Annotated in this window: 17 protein-coding genes and 1 riboswitch; of the genes, 9 read left to right on the top strand and 8 right to left on the bottom strand. The window is 68.2% G+C overall.

The features are described from left to right. Positions 1–123: 123 nt before the first annotated feature. Positions 124–558 (top strand): pseudoazurin, encoded by a 435-nt coding sequence (locus tag ABC766_RS06415; protein WP_345821544.1) that lies wholly within the window; start codon positions 124–126, stop codon positions 556–558. Between the two features lie 35 nt (positions 559–593). On the opposite strand, the gene ABC766_RS06410 is transcribed toward ABC766_RS06415, so the two are convergent. Both ABC766_RS06410 and carA read right to left on the bottom strand, forming a co-directional pair. Further along, positions 594–971: a hypothetical protein gene (locus ABC766_RS06410; protein WP_043356030.1), complete on the bottom strand. Its 378-nt coding sequence runs from the start codon at positions 969–971 to the stop codon at positions 594–596. A gap of 162 nt (positions 972–1,133) precedes the next feature. Beyond that, the gene (carA, locus tag ABC766_RS06405) at positions 1,134–2,366 is read right to left on the bottom strand and encodes a glutamine-hydrolyzing carbamoyl-phosphate synthase small subunit (protein ID WP_043356032.1); all 1,233 of its coding nucleotides are present in this window, start codon (positions 2,364–2,366) and stop codon (positions 1,134–1,136) included. Positions 2,367–2,558: 192 nt separating this feature from the next. Here carA and ABC766_RS06400 point away from each other — a divergent pair, with 192 nt between their 5' ends. From ABC766_RS06400 to ABC766_RS06385, 4 genes are all read left to right on the top strand, one after another. After that, positions 2,559–3,020, top strand: coding sequence for a GatB/YqeY domain-containing protein (locus tag ABC766_RS06400; protein WP_342140594.1), 462 nt, complete (start codon positions 2,559–2,561; stop codon positions 3,018–3,020). Positions 3,021–3,120: 100 nt separating this feature from the next. Beyond that, on the top strand, positions 3,121–5,013 hold the full coding sequence (dnaG, locus tag ABC766_RS06395; protein ID WP_342140593.1) for a DNA primase: 1,893 nt from the start codon (positions 3,121–3,123) through the stop codon (positions 5,011–5,013). Between the two features lie 198 nt (positions 5,014–5,211). Then, positions 5,212–7,194: an RNA polymerase sigma factor RpoD gene (gene rpoD / locus ABC766_RS06390; protein ID WP_043356038.1), complete on the top strand. Its 1,983-nt coding sequence runs from the start codon at positions 5,212–5,214 to the stop codon at positions 7,192–7,194. Positions 7,195–7,270: 76 nt separating this feature from the next. Further along, on the top strand, positions 7,271–8,530 hold the full coding sequence (locus ABC766_RS06385) for an adenylate/guanylate cyclase domain-containing protein (protein WP_075379617.1): 1,260 nt from the start codon (positions 7,271–7,273) through the stop codon (positions 8,528–8,530). A 102-nt stretch (positions 8,531–8,632) separates the two neighbouring features. On the opposite strand, the gene ABC766_RS06380 is transcribed toward ABC766_RS06385, so the two are convergent. Both ABC766_RS06380 and ABC766_RS06375 read right to left on the bottom strand, forming a co-directional pair. Continuing rightward, positions 8,633–9,754: a glycosyltransferase gene (locus ABC766_RS06380; protein ID WP_345821543.1), complete on the bottom strand. Its 1,122-nt coding sequence runs from the start codon at positions 9,752–9,754 to the stop codon at positions 8,633–8,635. A 416-nt stretch (positions 9,755–10,170) separates the two neighbouring features. Then, complete coding sequence (locus ABC766_RS06375; RefSeq protein WP_244447738.1) at positions 10,171–10,620, bottom strand: TIGR02281 family clan AA aspartic protease; 450 nt, start codon at positions 10,618–10,620, stop codon at positions 10,171–10,173. 293 nt (positions 10,621–10,913) lie between these two features. Next, positions 10,914–11,042, top strand: a riboswitch (TPP riboswitch). Between the two features lie 64 nt (positions 11,043–11,106). Between ABC766_RS06375 and thiO the strand changes: the two genes are divergently transcribed. From thiO to ABC766_RS06355, 4 genes are read left to right on the top strand one after another with little or no spacing between them, the layout of a single operon-like run. Beyond that, positions 11,107–12,330 carry a glycine oxidase ThiO gene (thiO, locus tag ABC766_RS06370; RefSeq protein ID WP_345821542.1) on the top strand — a complete coding sequence of 408 codons (1,224 nt, stop codon included), beginning with the start codon at positions 11,107–11,109 and terminating at the stop codon, positions 12,328–12,330. Continuing rightward, entirely contained in the window at positions 12,327–12,539 is a 213-nt protein-coding gene (gene thiS, locus ABC766_RS06365; RefSeq protein ID WP_043356047.1) for a sulfur carrier protein ThiS, read from the top strand. Before thiO ends, thiS begins: the two co-directional genes overlap by 4 nt. A 2-nt stretch (positions 12,540–12,541) precedes the next feature. Beyond that, positions 12,542–13,345 carry a thiazole synthase gene (locus ABC766_RS06360; RefSeq protein ID WP_043356050.1) on the top strand — a complete coding sequence of 268 codons (804 nt, stop codon included), beginning with the start codon at positions 12,542–12,544 and terminating at the stop codon, positions 13,343–13,345. Further along, positions 13,342–13,986, top strand: a complete 645-nt coding sequence (locus tag ABC766_RS06355) for a thiamine phosphate synthase (RefSeq protein WP_287091456.1) — start codon at positions 13,342–13,344, stop codon at positions 13,984–13,986. The genes ABC766_RS06360 and ABC766_RS06355 overlap by 4 nt, the downstream gene beginning before the upstream one ends. A 152-nt stretch (positions 13,987–14,138) precedes the next feature. On the opposite strand, the gene ABC766_RS06350 is transcribed toward ABC766_RS06355, so the two are convergent. The 4 genes from ABC766_RS06350 to ABC766_RS06335 form a co-directional block, all read right to left on the bottom strand. After that, complete coding sequence (locus ABC766_RS06350) at positions 14,139–14,891, bottom strand: peptidase (RefSeq protein ID WP_043356054.1); 753 nt, start codon at positions 14,889–14,891, stop codon at positions 14,139–14,141. A 44-nt stretch (positions 14,892–14,935) separates the two neighbouring features. Then, positions 14,936–15,763 (bottom strand): transglutaminase family protein, encoded by an 828-nt coding sequence (locus ABC766_RS06345; protein ID WP_043356055.1) that lies wholly within the window; start codon positions 15,761–15,763, stop codon positions 14,936–14,938. A gap of 21 nt (positions 15,764–15,784) precedes the next feature. Then, complete coding sequence (locus tag ABC766_RS06340) at positions 15,785–16,732, bottom strand: alpha-E domain-containing protein (RefSeq protein WP_043356057.1); 948 nt, start codon at positions 16,730–16,732, stop codon at positions 15,785–15,787. A 65-nt stretch (positions 16,733–16,797) separates the two neighbouring features. Next, on the bottom strand, positions 16,798–18,231 hold the full coding sequence (locus tag ABC766_RS06335) for a circularly permuted type 2 ATP-grasp protein (RefSeq protein WP_043383289.1): 1,434 nt from the start codon (positions 18,229–18,231) through the stop codon (positions 16,798–16,800). Positions 18,232–18,239: the final 8 nt, after the last annotated feature.

The following is an 18,239-nucleotide window of genomic DNA, read 5'->3' as shown; positions in this document are numbered from 1 at the left end:
AATTGGAGCTCTTATAAATGAACGCCCGCGCGGGAAGATTTCTTGCTGGGTTCCGGAGCGATTTGTAGGCCTCGATCGATCGGCCGATCCGTCGATCGATACCACAACGAGTCGAGACCGAAGATGCTCTGGCCAGCCCCTATTTCCGCAATGCTTCTGATCGGATCGACCCTGGGCGCGAACGCTTCGGAAGTCGCCATCAAGACCCTGAACAGCGGTCCGGGCGGGATGATGGTCTTCGACCCGGGCTACGTGAAAATCCAGCCCGGCGACACGGTGCGGTTCGTGCCGGCCGACAAGGGGCACAATGCCGAGCTGATCAAGGGCATGGCACCCGAGGGGGCAGCGCCGTTCAAGACGGTGGTCGGCAAGGAGGAGACCGTGACCTTCGACAAGCCCGGCCTCTACGGAATCAAGTGCTCGCCGCACTACATCATGGGCATGGTCGGCCTGGTCCAGGTCGGCGACAAGCCCGACAATCTGGAGGCGGCCAAGGCGGTCCCGCAGAACAAGCTGGCCGCCAAGCGCTTCGAACCGCTGTTCGCGAAGGTCGAGTAGGCAAACGGGGTGGCGCCAGGCCGCCCCGTCCCGACTCAGAGGCCGGCGTGAAGCGCCGCGACGGCCCGATCGATCGAGAGATAGAAAACCCCGAAGGCCACCACGGCGGCGGCCGCGAACTCGACGGCGACGTTCGAGAGCGTCTGCGCGCGGCGCAGCGCCTCGCGGCCGAAGTAGAGAGAAACCCAGGCGAGGGCGAGGACCGCCGGCAAGGCGAACAGGTAGGACACCGTGCTCTCGACGCGGTCGAGCCCGCCTGTCGGATCGATGAGGGCTCGGATGTTGCGCACCCAGGGGGCGTAGAAGGCGGCATAGACGGCGGTCAGCCAGGACAAACCCACGGCGACGCCAAGGTGGAACGTGAAACTGCGATGCAGGCGGGAGAAATCGTCGCGCGCCTCGTCGATGGTCATCCGGCAATCCCCTGCGACGGGCCGAATGCGCGGGACGCGGATGCGCCGCCGTTCAGGGGCCGTCGTGGGTTCCCTTAAGCTGCCCGATCTGGCGGATTTTATGGCCCCGCCGCGGCCCGATTGGGATCGGGCCGCGGGAGCAACGCGGGCTCGGATCCGGTCTCAGGCGCCCTTGACGGTTTCCGGCGTGCCGGAGCGCATCAACGTCACGAAACGCTCGAACAGGTAGTGGCTGTCGCGCGGGCCCGGGGAGGCCTCCGGGTGGTGCTGCACCGAGAAGGCCGGGCGGTCGGTGAGCGTCAGGCCGCAATTCGAGCCGTCGAACAGCGACACATGCGTCTCGACGGCCGTCTCCGGCAGGCTGTTCGGATCGACCGCGAAGCCGTGGTTCATCGAGACGATCTCGACCTTGCCGGTGGTCTTGTCCTTCACCGGATGGTTCGCGCCGTGGTGGCCCTGGCCCATCTTCACGGTCCGGCCGCCGAGGGCGAGGCCCATGAGCTGGTGGCCGAGACAGATGCCGAAGGTCGGCACCTTCGCGTCCAGGAGCTTGCGAATCACCGGGACCGCATAGGCGCCGGTCGCCGCCGGGTCACCGGGGCCGTTCGACAGGAACACGCCGTCCGGCTTCAGCGCCAGGATCTCCTCCGCCGCGGTGGTGGCCGGAACCACGGTGACATCGCAGCCGGCCTGGGCGAGGAGGCGCAGGATGTTGCGCTTCACGCCGTAGTCGATGGCCACGACCTTGAGGCCCTCGCCGGGCGCGCGCTTGCCGTAGCCGTTGCCGAGCGCCCACACGGTCTCCGACCATTCAGACGGTGCGCGGCTGGTCACCGGCGGCACGAGGTCGAGTCCTTCCATGGGGGCGAGGGCCGCCGCCCGGGCCTTCAGGGCCTCGCGGTCGAACTTGCCCTCGGGATCGTTGGCGATCACCGCGTTCGGCATGCCCTGGTCGCGGATGCGGGCGGTGAGCGCCCGGGTGTCGACGCCGGTGATGCCGACGATGCCGCGGGCCTTGAGCCAGCCGTCGAGATGCGACGACGAGCGCCAGTTCGACGGCTTCGTCACCGCCGAGGCGATCACCGTGCCGCGCACGCCCGAGGCCGGCGCCGCCTCCAGGCTCTCCAGATCCTCGTCGTTGGTGCCGACATTGCCGATATGCGGGAAGGTAAAGGTGACGATCTGGCCGGCATAGGAGGGATCCGTCAGGATCTCCTGGTAGCCGGTCATCGCGGTGTTGAAGCAGACCTCGCCGTCGGCCACGCCGGTCTGACCGATGCCGAAGCCCTCCAGGATGGTGCCGTCAGCCAGCACCAGCAGAGCTGTCGCGACGGGCTCGGCCCAGGGCTCGGGCGCCCGAGTCTCGGGGGCATGCGCGGCGGCGTCTTGCAGCATGGGCTGAGTCTCGCTTATGTCCGGCCGAAGGCGGGCACCGGGTTGCGGCGCTCTCGGCTTGCAGCATGATCGTGTGCGGCGCTCTTAGCGAGCGGCCCGCGATGGGGTCAATGTGGTCCCGGCGCCCGCAGGGCTCAACACCCGCAAACCGCAGGCCAGTCCCCCGCTTCGACCGTTGGAAGGTTCACCGAGATGCTGCGCGCGCGCTTCACCACCGAGATGAAGGGGGCCATGAAGGCCGGCGACAAGGAAAGGCTCGCCACCGTCCGCATGATCCAGGCCGCCCTCAAGGACAAGGATATCGAGGCGCGGGGTCTCGGCAAGGAGCCGGCCTCCGACGAGGAGATCCTGTCGCTGCTCCAGAAGATGATCAAGCAGCGCACCGAATCGGCGTCGGTCTACGAGCAGGGCGGCCGCCCGGAACTCGCCGCCAACGAGCGCGCCGAGATCGCCATCATCGAGAGCTTCCTGCCGAAGCAGATGGACGAGGCCGAGATGAAGGCGGCCGTCGAGGCGGCGATCCTCGAGACCGGCGCGGCCGGGCCCAAGGACATGGGCAAGGTGATCGGCGCCCTGAAGGGGACCTTCGCGGGCCGGATGGATTTCGGCAAGGCGAGCGGTCTGGTGAAGGCGGCGCTGGCCGCGAAGGGCTGAGCCTCTCCCCGCAATCCTCCACCGGATTTCGAGCGCGTGAGGGACTCCGTTACGCCTCACGCGCTATAGGTGCGGGTTCACGCAACCCATCCCAGGCCCCGTGCGCTATCCGCCCCACATCCTGGAAGAGATCCGTTCCCGGCTGCCGGCCTCGTCGGTGGTCGGCCGCCGCGTGCAGCTGAAGAAGGCCGGCCGCGAGTGGCGCGGCCTGTCGCCGTTCAACGCCGAGAAGACGCCGTCCTTCTACGTGAACGACCAGAAGCAGTTCTATCACTGCTTCTCGTCCTCCAAGCACGGCGACATCTTCACCTTCCTCATGGAGACGGAGGGTCTCAGCTTCCCCGAGGCGGTCGAGCGGCTCGCGGGCGAGGCCGGCGTCAGCCTGCCGGCCCCCACCGAGGACAACCGCGCCAGCGAACGCAAGCGCGCCGGGGCGATCGAGGTCATGGAGATGGCCGCGCGCTGGTTCGAGGACCGGCTTCGGGCGGGCCAGGGCAGCGAGGCCCGCGCGTATCTCGAACGCCGCGGGCTCAAGGACGAGACGCAGCGAGCCTTCCGCCTCGGCTACGCGCCGAACGATCGCTACGCCCTGCGCGACCACCTCGCCGGGCAGGGGGTCGACAAGGCGCTGATGGTCGAACTCGGCCTCATCGCGGCCGGGGAGGGCGTCTCGGTCCCGTACGATTATTTCCGCGACCGGGTGATGTTCCCGATCACCGACACACGCGGCCGGGTCGTGGCCTTCGGCGGGCGGGCCCTCGCCAAGGAGGTGCGCGCCAAGTACCTGAATTCCCCCGAGACGCCGCTCTTCCACAAGGGGCGCACGCTCTACAACCTCCACGGCGCGCGGAAGGCCGCGCACGAGCGCGGGTCGATCATCGCGGTCGAGGGCTACGTCGACGTCATCGCCATGACGCTCGCCGGCCATCCCGAGACCGTGGCGCCCCTTGGCACCGCGCTGACGGAGGATCAGCTCGGCCTGCTCTGGCGCCACGCCGACGAGCCGATTCTCTGCTTCGACGGCGACAAGGCCGGCCAGCGGGCGGCCTTCCGGGCCCTCGACATCGCGCTCCCGCTCCTCGCGCCCGGCCGCTCGCTCCGGATCGCGCTGCTGCCCGGCGGTCAGGATCCCGACGACCTGCTGCGGTCGGGCGGCCCGGCGGCCATCGATCAGGTGCTGACGGCGGCGTTGCCGCTCTCAGAGCTGCTGTGGCGGCGCGCCCTCGAAGCGGGGCCGGTCGACACGCCCGAGCGGCGCGCCGGCCTGACGCAGACCCTGCGCACCACCGTCGCGACGATCCGCGACGAGACCGTGCGGCGCTATTACCGCGACGATATCGAGGAGCGCCTGCGGAGCCTGTCACCCCGCAGCGCGCGAGCCGCCGCCGGCGGGGCTCCGCGCGGACGCCCGCGCTTCACCCGGCCCGGCGAGCCCGTTTCGCCGCGCATCACCGGGAGTCCGAGCCCCTCCATGACGGCCTCGGCAGGCTTCACGGGCGCCGCTTCGGTGCGCGAGGCAGTGATCGTGGGCACGCTGCTCGCCCATCCCGAGATGATCGCGGAGTTCGGCGAAGCGACCGCCGATCTCGATTTCGAGGATCCGGATGCGCGGGGGATTCTATCGGTCCTCCTGGCCTGCGCCGCCGAGGACGAGCATCCGGTGCCGGAAGTGTTGCAGAATCGCATCAATCGCGCCGGACTTGCTGCGGCTGCCGACAGAATCCTCGCCCTGGCCCGCTCTCGCGACCGCACGACCCTGGCCCCGCACGCCGATCCCGCACACCGCGCAGACGCCCTGAGACAGGCGATGATCTTGCACCGGCAGGCAGGAGCGCTACATAGCGAACTTCGCGAAGCACGGCAGGCGTTTGAAGACGATCCGACCGATGCCGGATGGGCATGGCTCTGCGAAGTGAAGGCGAGGCTGGAAACCGTCATCGCCGCCGAGGCGGAGGCCGACGCACCGGTGTCGAGCGACTCGACGGCCGCGTGATCCCTGTGTCATGGCGGTGGCGGCGGGCGGAGTCTCGCCATAGTTAACAATCGGTCAAGCCTCAGGCTTGCATACGGAAACCGACGACTCAAGGCGACTGGAGCAATCCGGCGCCGATCTCATACAGCGGCGCCGACGGCGTGGAGCGGCCCCATCGGGGCCTCCGCAACGCGCCGCGTGCGAAACAATAGGCTGATCATGGCGACGAAGGCAACGGAACGGGACGAGACGGACGCTGCCCCCGAGCAGCAGACCGACGGGCCGCTCCTCGACCTGACGGATGCTTCGGTCAAGCGGATGGTGAAGCTCGCCAAGAAGCGCGGCTACGTGACCTACGAGGAGGTCAACGAGGTTCTGCCCGAGGGCCAGTCCGATCCGGACCAGCTCGAGGACGTGCTGTCGCAGCTCTCCGAGATGGGCATCAACGTCGTCGAGGCCGAGGAGACCGACGAGGCGGCCGGCGAGAAGGCCGCCGAAGGCGAGGAAGAGGAGGCCGAAGGCGGCGAGGTCGCCGAGGTCGCGCCGGCGCGCGCCGTCACCGTCGCCACGACCACCAAGGAGCCGACCGACCGGACCGACGATCCGGTGCGGATGTACCTGCGCGAGATGGGCTCGGTGGAGCTCCTGTCCCGCGAGGGCGAGATCGCCATCGCCAAGCGCATCGAGGCCGGGCGCGAAGCGATGATCGCGGGGCTCTGCGAGAGCCCGCTGACCTTCCAGGCGATCATCATCTGGCGGGACGAGCTCGTGGAGGGCAAGGTCCTCCTGCGCGACATCATCGATCTCGAGGCGACCTACGCGGGGCCGGACGGCAAGAACGCGCCGCAGCTCGGCGAAGGCGAGGAAGGATCCGAGGACGGCGAGCCGCCGGCGCCCCCGGAGGGCGGCGACGACGAGGACGACCTCGAGAACAACGTCTCGCTGGCCGCCATGGAAGCCGAGATCAAGCCGCGGGTCCTCGAGACCTTCGACGCGATCGCCGCGAACTATCGCAAGCTGCGCAAGTTCCAGATCGAGGGCACCGAGCGCAAGGCGGCGGGCGAGCAGAACACCCCGGCCCAGAACCAGAAGCAGGCCGAGCTGAAGGACATCGTCGTCGCCGACGTGAAGTCCCTGTCGCTGAACAACAACCGCATCGAGGCGCTGGTCGGTCAGCTCTACTCGATCAACAAGCAGCTGATAGGCCACGAGGGCCGGCTGATGCGCTTCGCCGAGAGCCACGGCGTGGCCCGCGACGAGTTCCTGCGCCACTATCAGGGTTACGAACTCGATCCGAACTGGATGGAGCGCGTCGGCACGCTGGGCGGCAAGGGCTGGAAGAACCTGGTCGAGCGCGGCTCGAAGCAGGTGGCGGAGTTGCGCGCGCAGATCCTCGATCTCGCCTCCGAGACGGGCTTGGAGATCGGCGAGTACCGCCGGATCGTCAACATGGTCCAGAAGGGCGAGCGCGAAGCCCGGCAGGCCAAGAAGGAGATGATCGAGGCGAACCTGCGCCTCGTGATCTCCATCGCCAAGAAGTACACGAACCGCGGCCTGCAGTTCCTGGACCTGATCCAGGAGGGCAACATCGGCCTGATGAAGGCCGTGGACAAGTTCGAGTACCGGCGCGGCTACAAGTTCTCGACCTATGCCACGTGGTGGATCCGGCAGGCGATCACCCGGTCGATCGCCGATCAGGCCCGCACGATCCGCATCCCGGTGCACATGATCGAGACGATCAACAAGATCGTCCGGACCTCGCGCCAGATGCTTCACGAGATCGGCCGCGAGCCGACCCCGGAAGAGCTGGCCGAGAAGCTGGCCATGCCGCTGGAGAAGGTCCGCAAGGTCCTGAAGATCGCCAAGGAGCCGATCTCCCTCGAGACGCCCATCGGCGACGAGGAGGACAGCCACCTCGGCGACTTCATCGAGGACAAGAATGTCGTCCTGCCGATCGACGCGGCGATCCAGTCGAATCTGCGCGAGACCACAACCCGGGTGCTCGCCTCGCTCACGCCCCGCGAGGAGCGTGTGCTGCGCATGCGCTTCGGCATCGGGATGAACACCGATCACACCCTCGAGGAGGTCGGCCAGCAATTCTCGGTGACCCGCGAGCGCATCCGTCAGATCGAGGCCAAGGCACTGCGCAAGCTGAAGCACCCGTCGCGCAGCCGGAAGCTCAGGAGCTTCCTGGACAACTGAGCCCACGCCGCGGATTACGCGGCGCTTTCCCGTCGACCGCGTTGCTTCGGCGCTGCGCGGCATCCACTCTGGCGCCATGCTCGAACGCCGCCCGCCACCGCCCGGATCCCCGACGGCCTTCGCGGACGGATCGGAGGCCGACGACGTGCCCTTCGGCGCGCTCCAGCCCTCCGTCGGCATCCGCGACTGGCTGCTCGGCGAGGGGGCGCGGATGCCCAACGCCGAGGAGATGCTCACCGGACTCGCAGAGCGTCTGATCGCCGTCGGCGTACCGGTGGACCGGGCATCGACGGCCATCGACACCCTGCATTCGGAATATGCCGGCGTTGGCCGGATCTGGACCCGGGACGGCGGCACCACCGTGCGGCTGTTCCCGCACGGCGCCCGCTCGACGGACGCCTATCTCAACAGCCCGTTCCATACCGTCCACGCCACCGGCGACTGGCTGATCCTCGACCTGTCCAAGACGCCGGACGACGCTTACGCGATCGTTCCGGACCTGAAGGCCGGCGGCTACACCCACTACGTGGTGGCGCCGTTGTTCTTCACGAACGGCACCCAGAACGGCATCACCTTCGCCACGCGGGCCCCTGAGGGGTTCCGGGACGACGACATCGCGATCCTGCGCTTCGTCATGCCGGCGCTGGCGGCCGTGATGGAGATGCGCGTCCTCAACAAGCAGCTCGACCACGTCCTGCGGCTCTATGTCGGCGACGAGCCGCACCGGGCGATCCTGGCCGGCGACATCCGCCGCGGACAGGTGACGCGGATCCGCTCGGCGATCCTGTTCGCCGATATGCGCGACTACACCCGGACCTCCGCCGACATGACGCCCGAGGAGGCCGTCGGCCTGCTCAACGTGTTCTTCGACTGCCTCGTGCCGCCGATCGAGCGGGAGGGCGGCGAGGTCCTGAAGTATCTCGGCGACGGTCTGCTGGCGATCTTCCGGGAGTCCGGTGACGACCTCGGCGGCGCGGCCAAGGGTGCGCTCACGGCGGCCCAGCACGCCCTGGCGGCCCTCGACGAAGCGAACGCCCTGCACCAGTTCCCGGTACCGGTGGCCGCGGGCATCGCGCTCCACCACGGCGAGGCCGCCTACGGCAATGTCGGGTCCGGCTCCCGCCTCGATTTCACGGTGATCGGCCGCGACGTGAACCTCGCGAGCCGCATCGCGCAGCTGAATCGCACCCTCGGCGAGCCGCTGCTGATGTCCAAGCCCTTCGTGGACTTCCTCTGGGGGGATCCGATCCCGCTGGGCGAGCACCGGCTCAACGGGTTCGACGAGCCCATGGCGGTCTTCCGGCCAAAGTTCCTGCGCCCGCGCAAATCCAGCTGAGCCCCTCTCCGATCGCGTCCTCGATCGGCTCTCGGCGTTAGGAAGCCGTCCCACCCGTCCGCCGTGAACCCGGGCTCGCAGCCGATCCGTGCGCCGCTCGGCTCACCACGTCGGCACGAACGGCAGAGTGTAGGGGTTGTGTCGGCAACCCCAGACCGGGTCGATCATCCTCGCCATCACCGCCCGGGCCAAGGCGCCGGCGTGTATGGCCACCTCCTTCGGGACATGCCTCCGTTCGAGGATCTTCAAGCAGGCATGTCCGCAGGCGCTGTACTGGCCGATATGGTACGCGTTGATGGCGAACTCTTCGAGTATGCCGTACTCGTAGACCCACGGATTCAGGGAAATCCCCTCGCTCGGAAGTTCGAGTGCCAGGCCCGCCTCCGCGTATCGATATCCGTCCGCGAACCGCTTCCTCAACCGGCAGAACCGACTGGCCCCGTGGCGCGCTTCCGCCCGCGCGGGGCGGACGGAGGTCGCGCGCTCGTAGAGCTGCAACACTCTGTCCTCCGGCTCATCGAGGCGCTCCGCGTTCACGGCGGCCATCAGCAGATTGTAATAGACCTCCTCGTCCCATCCGCCCAGCTCTGCTCGCTTCAGAAAGCATTCGAGAGCTTTCCTGTATTCTCCAGCAGCATTATACGTTGTCCCGAGGTACATCGTGTATCGGGCGATCATGTGGGGATCGGTCTCGACCGCCAACGCCTTCTTAAGAACGGCGATATCCCGCGCGTCCGCCGTGGTGTCGCGGTGACGGGCGCCGTCATCACCCCGGCGCATCGCGAGGGGAAGGACCGGTGTCTCGGAGACGCCGGGGCAGCTGAGAAATTCGTGCAGGACGCCCCGGTAGCGCCAGTTTTCCCGGCATCTGACCAACTGGGTGCGCCAGTATCGCGTCTGCTCGTCGATGATCTCGAACCGATAGCCGGGCGCATGCAACTTCGGCATCGTGAAGTCGGCCGGGATCACCAGCTCATCATCCGCATCGATGATCAGAGCGTACTGCGCGTGACGCCGCGCGAGTTTCAGGGCCTCGTTCCGATTGAAGGCAAAATCGACCCAGGGGCGCTCGACCAAGGCCCCCGGTATGTCCGCGAGCGCGGCACGGACAATATCCTGTGTTCCATCCGTCGATCCAGTGTCAACGATGATCCAATGATCGATGATCGGACGAACAGAGTCGATGCACCGACGGATCACGTGGGCTTCGTTCTTCACAATCATGGATAAGCAGATCGTGGATTCGCGATTCTTCATCCTGAAGCCGCCCCGTCATGCGCTTACGCCTCGAACGCGCAGTCATATTGGCTCCTAGCACCACATCAGCACATTGACAAAACGACCGATTGCTCCATAATAATTTTGATTGATCAGCATATTTGCAGCTTTATCGAGGTAAGACTCAGAAATATTCAAACACAATAATCTAAGATCTATAAATTAACCGGGAAGAATTGAATTACTCAACCGGTCGGGGACCATCCATCATCGGGCCGCCCGTGGCCTGCGCACCGAATATTTTCCGCGCAGGATCGGCCGCGTGATCGACCTGATCCCGCAGCCGATCCCGGGGAGACGGGCCGCGCCGGCCGCCGTTGGCGCGCCGCGACCCCAGAGATCGGCATGGGCGTTCGGGCGTTTCAGCCCCTCAGAGTCATCGTGCTGCCGGAGACGCCGAAATCGCGCAGGCGCCTGAGGAATGACATGCCCAGCAGGCTGGTGGACAGGAGCCCGCGCGGGATCACGACCGCATCGACGTCTCGCACGGTGATCGATCCGATCTGCACGATCGCGATCCGGATCGGCGCCACGCGAACCGTCCCGTTCGCGGTGTTCCAGACGCGCGTGAAGTCGGACGCAGCGACCTGGATCCCGATCCGCGCGGCGTCCTCCTCGGAGAACGCGCAGGCGCTCGCCCCGGTATCCACCATCATCGGCAGTGAACGGCCGTCCAGCAGAGCGTTGACGAAGAAGTGGCCGTTGCGGCCAGCCTGGAGGGCCACACCGGCGGCGGCACGGCCTGCGAGATCCGGCTCAGGCGGCGGTGCGACGGCGAGCGCGACCGGCGCCGCCCGCATGCCGTCGCGCACCTTCAGGACGGCCGTGACGCCGAGAAAGCCGAGCATGCAGATCAACAGGATTGTGCGCACGCAAATTCGCCCGTGACGTGGAGTGCCGGCGCCCGGAGAAGGTCCGGGATCCCGGCGATCAGATCCCAGACGCGTGAAGGGATGGTGCGCGCCGCCTATCGCGACGGCTGTCCGCGCGCCGATTCCGGTCCGCTTGGTGTCTGGACTGTCACCGCGACCCGCGGATTGTCACGGGAATGATGCAGGGGCGGCGGCGCGGGGTTGACCGGCACAAGCCGTGACGCCACATCTGCGTCTGTTCCAGGGAGATCCCCGGCAAGGGGCTGAGAAACCGCTGGCACGTCCCTCAGGACCTGCGGCGCGGAAATCCTTCGAACCTGATCCGGCTCATACCGGCGTAGGGATTGGACCGCGGCCGCCCGAAAGGCAGGCCACAGCTTCTGGTAGAAGCGCACGGCCCGCTCCCCGCGACGGCAATCCGCGGAGATGCCTGTGCCCTTCGACCGACCTGCCTCACCGATCGGCAGCCGCCGCAATCCCGAGGGCGTCGTCGCGCCCGCCGTCCTGCCGGCGCGGACCGACGTCGCCGTCATCGGCGGCGGGCTGATCGGTCTGTCGATCGCGTGGCGGCTCGCGCGGGCCGGCCGCACGGTGACCGTGCTGGAGCGGGAGACGATCGGCGCGGGCGCGAGCCTCGCGGCCACCGGCATGCTTGCTCCGGCCGCCGAGCACGAGCCCGGCTCGGACCCGCTTCTGCCGCTCGCCCTGGACTCGCTCCAGCTCTGGCCCGGCTTCCGCGACGCCCTTGAGGCCGAGTCCGGCCGAACCATCGACTATCGGGCCGACGGCACCCTGGTGCTGGCGGTCGGCCGCGACGAGGTCGAACGCCTGCGCTTCCGCTACGACCTGCAGCGCCGCTCGGGACTCGACGCCACCTGGCTGCCGGGCAGCGAGGTGCGGCGCCTGGAGCCCGGCCTGCGCCCCTCCGTCACCGCCGGGATCCACTGCCCGCTGGACCATCAGGTCGATCCCCGTCTGGTCATGGAGGCCCTCACCGAGGCTTGTCGCCGGGCCGGTGTGATCCTGGTGGAGCGGACCGCCGTCACCACCCTCGACTGGTCGGGCGGCCGCGTGACCGGGATCCGCGCCGGCGACCGCGTCGTCGCCGCGGAGACCGTCATCCTGGCCTCCGGCGCCTGGAGCGGGGAGGGCGGTCTGCTCCCCGACGCGCTCACCCTTCCGGTCCGCCCGCTGAAGGGCCAGTCCCTGGCGCTGCGCACCACCGCCCGCACTGGCACCCTCGCGCGGATGGTCTGGACCGAGCAGGTCCATATGGCGCCGAAGAGCGACGGCCAGCTCATCGTCGGCGCGACCGTGGAGGATTGCGGCTTCCGGCCCGGCGTCACCGCGGGCGGGCTCTACGCGCTGCTGGAGGGTGCCCGCCGGGTGCTGCCAGGTATCGAGGAGATGGAAGTCGAGGCCGTCTGGAGCGGCTACCGCCCGACCTCGGACGACGACGCGCCGATCCTCGACACCATCGCACCGGGCCTCGTCGCCGCCACGGGGCATCACCGCAACGGCTACCTGCTCGCCCCGATCACCGCCGAGGCGATCGCCGCGCTGGTGTTGCACGGCGCGCTGCCCGAGGTCGCCCGTCCCTTCACCCGCCTGCGCTTCGGCCAGCCGGACGCGCTGAGGGCCTCGGCATGAAGCTCGTCGTCAACGGTGAGCCGCGCGACTGCGCGGCCGAGACCGTGGACGCGCTGTTCCGCCTCGAAGCCGCGGAGAGCGGCATCGAGAGCCCGCAGGGCGTCGCCATCGCGCTGAACGGCCGGGTGCTGCGCCGCCGCGACTGGGGGGAAACCCGGATCGCGGAGGGCGACCGCGTCGAGATCGTTCGCGCCATGCAGGGAGGTTGAGCATGGATCAGACCCATACGCCGCTGCGTCCCGAAGGTGGGGATGACAGCCTGACCATCGCCGGCGTGAGCCTGTCGTCGCGACTGTTCATCGGCACCGCCGGCTATCCGACGCAGGCGATCATGCGCGACGCCGTTCAGGCGAGCGGCGCCGACGTGGTCACCGCCTCGATCCGCAGGGTCTCGCTGCAGGGCCACGGCTCGGACACGGTCAAGATCCTGAAGGGCAAGCGCTTCCTGCCGAATACCGCCGGCTGCGAGACGGCCCGCGACGCGATCATGACCGCCGAACTCGCCCGTGAGGCGCTCGATACCAACTGGATCAAGGTCGAGGTGATCGGTGACCGGGAGACGCTCTACCCGGACGTGATGGAGCTGATCGAGGCCTGCCGCCATCTCGTCGATGACGGCTTCGTGGTGCTGCCCTACTGCAACGACGACCCGATCGTATGCCAGCGCCTGGAGGATATTGGCTGCGCCGCCGTGATGCCCATGGGCTCACTGATCGGGTCCGGGATGGGTATCGCCAACCCGGCCAATCTCGAACTGATCTGCCGCCGGGCGAAGGTGCCGGTCGTGGTCGATGCCGGGATCGGCACCGCCTCGGATGCGGTGATCGCCATGGAACTCGGCGCCGCCGCCTGCCTGATCAACACCGCGGTGGCCAAGGCCGACGATCCCGTGCGCATGGCCCGCGCCATGGGCCGGGCGGTGGAGGCCGGGCGCGACGCGTATTGCGCCGGGCGCATTCCCCGCCGCGGCCGGGCCGAGCCATCGAGCCCGCAACTCGGCCTCGTCGGCTCGTGAGGGCGCTGCCGTCGCCGCTGCTCGCGGTTACGGACCGGCACGGGCATCCACGGCCGCTCGCTGAGACGGTGCAGGCGATCCTCGATGGCGGCGGGCGCTGGATCTGGTTCCGGGATCGCGATCTGGAAACGGACGCCCGTCGGCGCCTCGGCGAGGCCGTGGCAGAGCGCGTGCGGGCCGCGAAAGGCGTCCTGACGGTCGGCGGTGACGTCGCGTTGGCGCGCGCCCTCGGGGCCGACGGCGTCCATCTCGGCGGCGGCTCGGGACTGGAGGCCATCGCGGCGGCACGGGCGGCACTGGGAGAGCGGGCGCTGATCGGCGTGTCGGCCCATGCGACGCACGAGGTCGCCCAGGCGGCGTCGGCCGGTGCCGATTACGCCACCCTCAGCCCGATCTATGCGACCGCCAGCAAGCCGGGCTACGGCCCGGCGCTCGGCCTCGCGGGGCTCGCGGCGGCCTGCGATCGCGAGCTTCCGATCGTGGCGCTCGGCGGTCTCGACGCGGACCGAATTGACGGATGCCGGGCCGCCGGGGCGGCGGCGGTCGCCGTCATGGGTGGGCTGATGCGAGCGTGCGAGCCGGCCAAGGCCGCGCAGGCCCTCCTGAAAGCCTGGAGCTCGGCCGATCGCGCCCCCGCGTGAGGGGCGCAACCTGGTCGGCGCACGGGCCTCGCGACCGGCACGTACCCGGGGCCCTTTGCTCCGCTCGGGACGACGGGCGGGGCGATATCAACCGCGAGTCCGCGCGGACACGGCGCCGGATCGGATCCTCGCGCAAGCCCTACGCACAAGCCCTATTTGTCCGCCGGCCCGTAAGGCGGCCGCGGGATCGCCCGATGCGCGGCCCGGAGCGCCGCCGACCAGCGCTCGCGCAGGTCGTGGAAGTAGCCCTCACCAGCCTCGATCCGGTGATTCACTTCCAGCGTCAGCGCGTTCCGGCGAACCAGGGCGATGTCGATCGGCAGCCCCACGCCGAGATTCGACCGCATGGTCGAATCCATCGAGACGAGGCTGACCTTGAGGGCGTCGTACAGCTCGGTCGTGTATCTCACCGCCCGGTCGAGGATCGGCTTGCCGTACTTGTGCTCGCCGATCTGAAGGAAGGGCGCATCGGTGCTGCACTCGATGAAATTGCCGGCCGAATAGATCAGGTACAGGCGCATCTCGCCATTCCCGATCTGGCCGCCGAACAGCAGCGAGATCGAGAACCGGATGTTGGCCGCCTCGAACCCGTCCTTCTCGATCGCCCGCACCCGTCGGATGGCCCGGCCGATCAGCTGCGCGGCCTGGAACATGGTCGGCGCCTCGACGAGCTTCTGCGGCGGCTCGTCGTCCTCCTCGCCGGGCACGCCCTCCTGAAGCATGCTGAGGACAGACTGGGTGATCGAGAGGTTACCGGCCGAGGCGAGCATCATCACCCGCTCGCCCGGCACGTTGAAATGGTGCAGCTTTCGGTAGGTCGAGATATCGTCGAGCCCCGCATTGGTGCGGGTGTCGGCGACCATCACCAGCCCTTCCTCGACCAGGACACCGACGCAGTAGGTCATCGTCTTCGGGTTCTCCTACGGCCGGCGGACCGGTGTCTGAACGATCAGGACTGGGCGGCGGTCCTGCCTTGCTCGACCCGGAGCTTCACGTCCAGTGTTTCGGTGCCACCCCCCGTGCGACTGCCGCGGATCGGGGCCGCGCCGAGATAGTCCAGGCCCGTTGCGACGCGGATGTAGTTGTCCGAGGGGCTGACGTCGTAGCACGGATCGAACGCCACCCAGCCGAGATCCGGCACCAGGGCCTCGACCCAGCCATGGGGCGCCTCGACATCCGCCTGCCCGTCGTCCCGGGCCCGATAACCGGCCACGTAGCGGGCCGGGATGCCGATGTGGCGGGCGGCGGCAAGGAAGACGTGGGCGAGATCCTGGCAGACGCCGCTCCCGGCCGCGAAGGCCTTGGCGGCTGGAACCGCGCTGGAGGCGGGGCCGGGCTCGTAGGTCACCGCGCCGCGGACGGCGCCCATCAGCCTGTGGAGGAGAGCCAGAACCGCACCGTCGCCCTCCGCGGCGACGCGTTCCGCGAAGGCGTGCAGCTCGGGGCTCGCCGCGCACAGATCCGTGTCGCGCAGGAAGAACTGATCCGGCAGGCGTTCAACAGTGCCGCGCACGACACCATTCGTGTCATCGGTATCGACCTCGCCGGTCACGCGGATGGTGAGGGCGTCCGCCGGCTCGTCCGGCGTGAACCAATGGACGACATTGCCGAACCCGTCCTCGCGGGCGGTGAGCCGCCCGTCGATGGTGGTGTCGATCCGCCATGTGCGGACGTATTGGCCGTCATGATCCCGGGGCGTCAGCCTCAGGACCTGCACGAGCCCGCGGGCCGGCTGCTCGTAGGTGTAGATGGTCTCGTGAACCACGCGGATGCGCATGCGCTGTCCTGTCCGTCTCGTTCAGCCGACCAGATACTGCTTGGCGATCGCCTCGCCCACCCTGTTGTTCTCGGCAATGAACGCTTCGACGAATTCGTGCAGCCCTGAGGCGAAGACTCGGTTGATATCCTCGCCTTCCAGTTTCGCCAGCATGTTGCCGGCGAGCCGCTGGCTCGGGCCCCGGCGCCCGTAGGCGTCGGCGATGAGATCCAGATACTCGACGATCACGCCGTAGCAATTGGCGAAGGAGCGCGGCATCTGCTTGTTGAGCATCAGCAGGTCGGCGACCAGCAGCGGCTTGACGCTCTCGCGATACACCCAGTGATAGGCATTGAACGCCGAGACTTCGCGCAGGATCGTGGTCCACTGGAAGTAGTCGAGGCTGCCGCCCACCGTCTCGTCGTGCGGCAGCAGGATCTGGTACTTCACGTCGAGGATGCGGGCGGTGTTGTCGGCCCGCTCGATCGCCGTGCCGAGCCGTGTGAACCAGAAGGCGTCGTTGCGCAGCATCGTCCGGAAGGCCGAGCCATCGAAGGTCAGCGAGACGGTCTTCACCCAGTCGAGGAAGCGGCCGAACTCGTCGCGGTTGAGGTCCTTGCCGGCGTAGTTGCGCAGCTCCAGCCACGCGCCGTTGATCGCGTCCCACATCTCGGTGGTGAGCGCCGTGCGCACCGAGCGGGCATTCTCGCGGGCCGCCTCGATGCAGGAGCGGATCGAGGACGGGTTGTGCGGGCTGAAGGCCAGAAAATCGCAGACCGTGTCGGCGTTCACGGCGCTGTAGTGCGTCTTGAACGCGTCCGGGTCGCCGGCCGAGGCGAGGGCGGATTCCCACTCGTTGCTCCCGCCGCCGCCGTAGCTCGTCGGCAGCGAGGCGAAACGGTGGGCCGCATCGAGGATACGGGCGACGAAGTCGGCCCGCTCCACGTAGCGCGAGAGCCAGAAGAGATTGTCGGCAGTCCTGGAAAGCATCGGTCTTCAGCCAAGTCGTGCGGACCACGGTGTCCGCGCCTCGGAACGTCCGGACGTCGCGGACCTTAGGCGTCGAGCACCCAGGTGTCCTTCGTGCCACCGCCCTGGCTGGAATTGACCACCAGGGACCCTTCCTTCAGCGCCACCCGGGTCAGACCGCCCGGCACGATCCGGATCTTGTCCGCCCCGCACAGCACGAAGGGCCTCAGGTCGACGTGACGGGGCGCAACGCCGGAGGCCACGAAGGTCGGGCAGGTGGAGAGCGAGAGAGTCGGCTGGGCGATGAACCCGTCGGGCGCGTGCTTGAGCTTTCGGGCGAAGTCGTCCAGCTCGCGCTTGCTGGCGTGCGGGCCGACCAGCATGCCGTAGCCGCCCGAACCGTTGACTTCCTTCACCACCAACTCGGAGAGGTTGTCCATCACGTACGCGAAGGCGTCCTTCTCGCGGCAGCGATAGGTCGGCACGTTGTGCAGGATCGGCTCCTCGCCGGTGAAGAATTTCACGATCTCCGGCATGTAGCTGTAGACGGCCTTGTCGTCCGAGATGCCGGTGCCGACCGCGTTCGCCAAGGTGACGGAGCCGCGCTCGTAGGCGTTCATCAGGCCGGGCACGCCCAGCACCGAATCGGGCCGGAAGACCAGCGGGTCGAGGAAATCGTCGTCGAGGCGGCGGTAGATCACATCGACCTTCCGCGGCCCCTCGGTGGTGCGCATGTAGACCACGTCGTCCTTGGTGAAGAGGTCGGATGCCTCCACCAGCTCGACGCCGAGCTTGTCGGCCAGGAACGAGTGTTCGTAGAACGCGGAATTGTAGCGGCCGGGCGTCAGCAGCACGACCGTGGGGTCTCGGGTCGTCGAGCCCGGCGCGAGGCTGCGCAGGGTTGCGAGCAGGGAGTCCGGGTAGTTCTCCACCGGCGCGACCCGGTGCTTGGAGAACAGGTCCGGGAACAGGCGCAGCATCACCTCCCGGTTCTCCAGCATGTAGGAGACGCCAGACGGGATCCGGGCATTGTCCTCCAGGACGAAGAAGTCGTTCTCGCCGGTCCGCACGATGTCGATGCCGGCGATGTGGACGTAGAGGTCGTGGGGGACCCGGAAGGACCGCATCTCCATGCGGTAATGGGCGTTCCGGTAGACGAGATCGGCCGGGATGATGCCGGCCTTGATGCACTCCTGGGCGCCGTAGATATCCTTCAGGAACAGGTTGATGGCGGTGACCCGCTGCTTCAGCCCACGCTCCAGGAAGGCCCATTCCGGCTTGGTGATCACCCGGGGAATGATATCGAACGGGATCAGGCGCTCGGTCGACTCGTTGTCGCCGTAGACCGCGAAGGTGATGCCGATCCGGCGGAAGAGCAGCTCGGCCTGACTGCGACGGGTGTTGAAATGCTCGGGTGGCGTGGATTCCAGCCAGGCCTTGAGCTGGCCATAGGCGTCACGGACGGCAGCCGGATCGGACGCGCCGATCCCGTTCATCTCGTCGAAGGCCGTCACCGCCATCTCACTCC

The sequence above is a fragment of the Methylobacterium fujisawaense genome, from assembly GCF_039619325.1.
GTDB classification, from domain to species: Bacteria; Pseudomonadota; Alphaproteobacteria; order Rhizobiales; family Beijerinckiaceae; genus Methylobacterium; species Methylobacterium fujisawaense.
The sequence above is the reverse complement of the archived record's forward strand: the minus strand, read 5'-3'. Positions and strand labels throughout refer to the sequence as shown.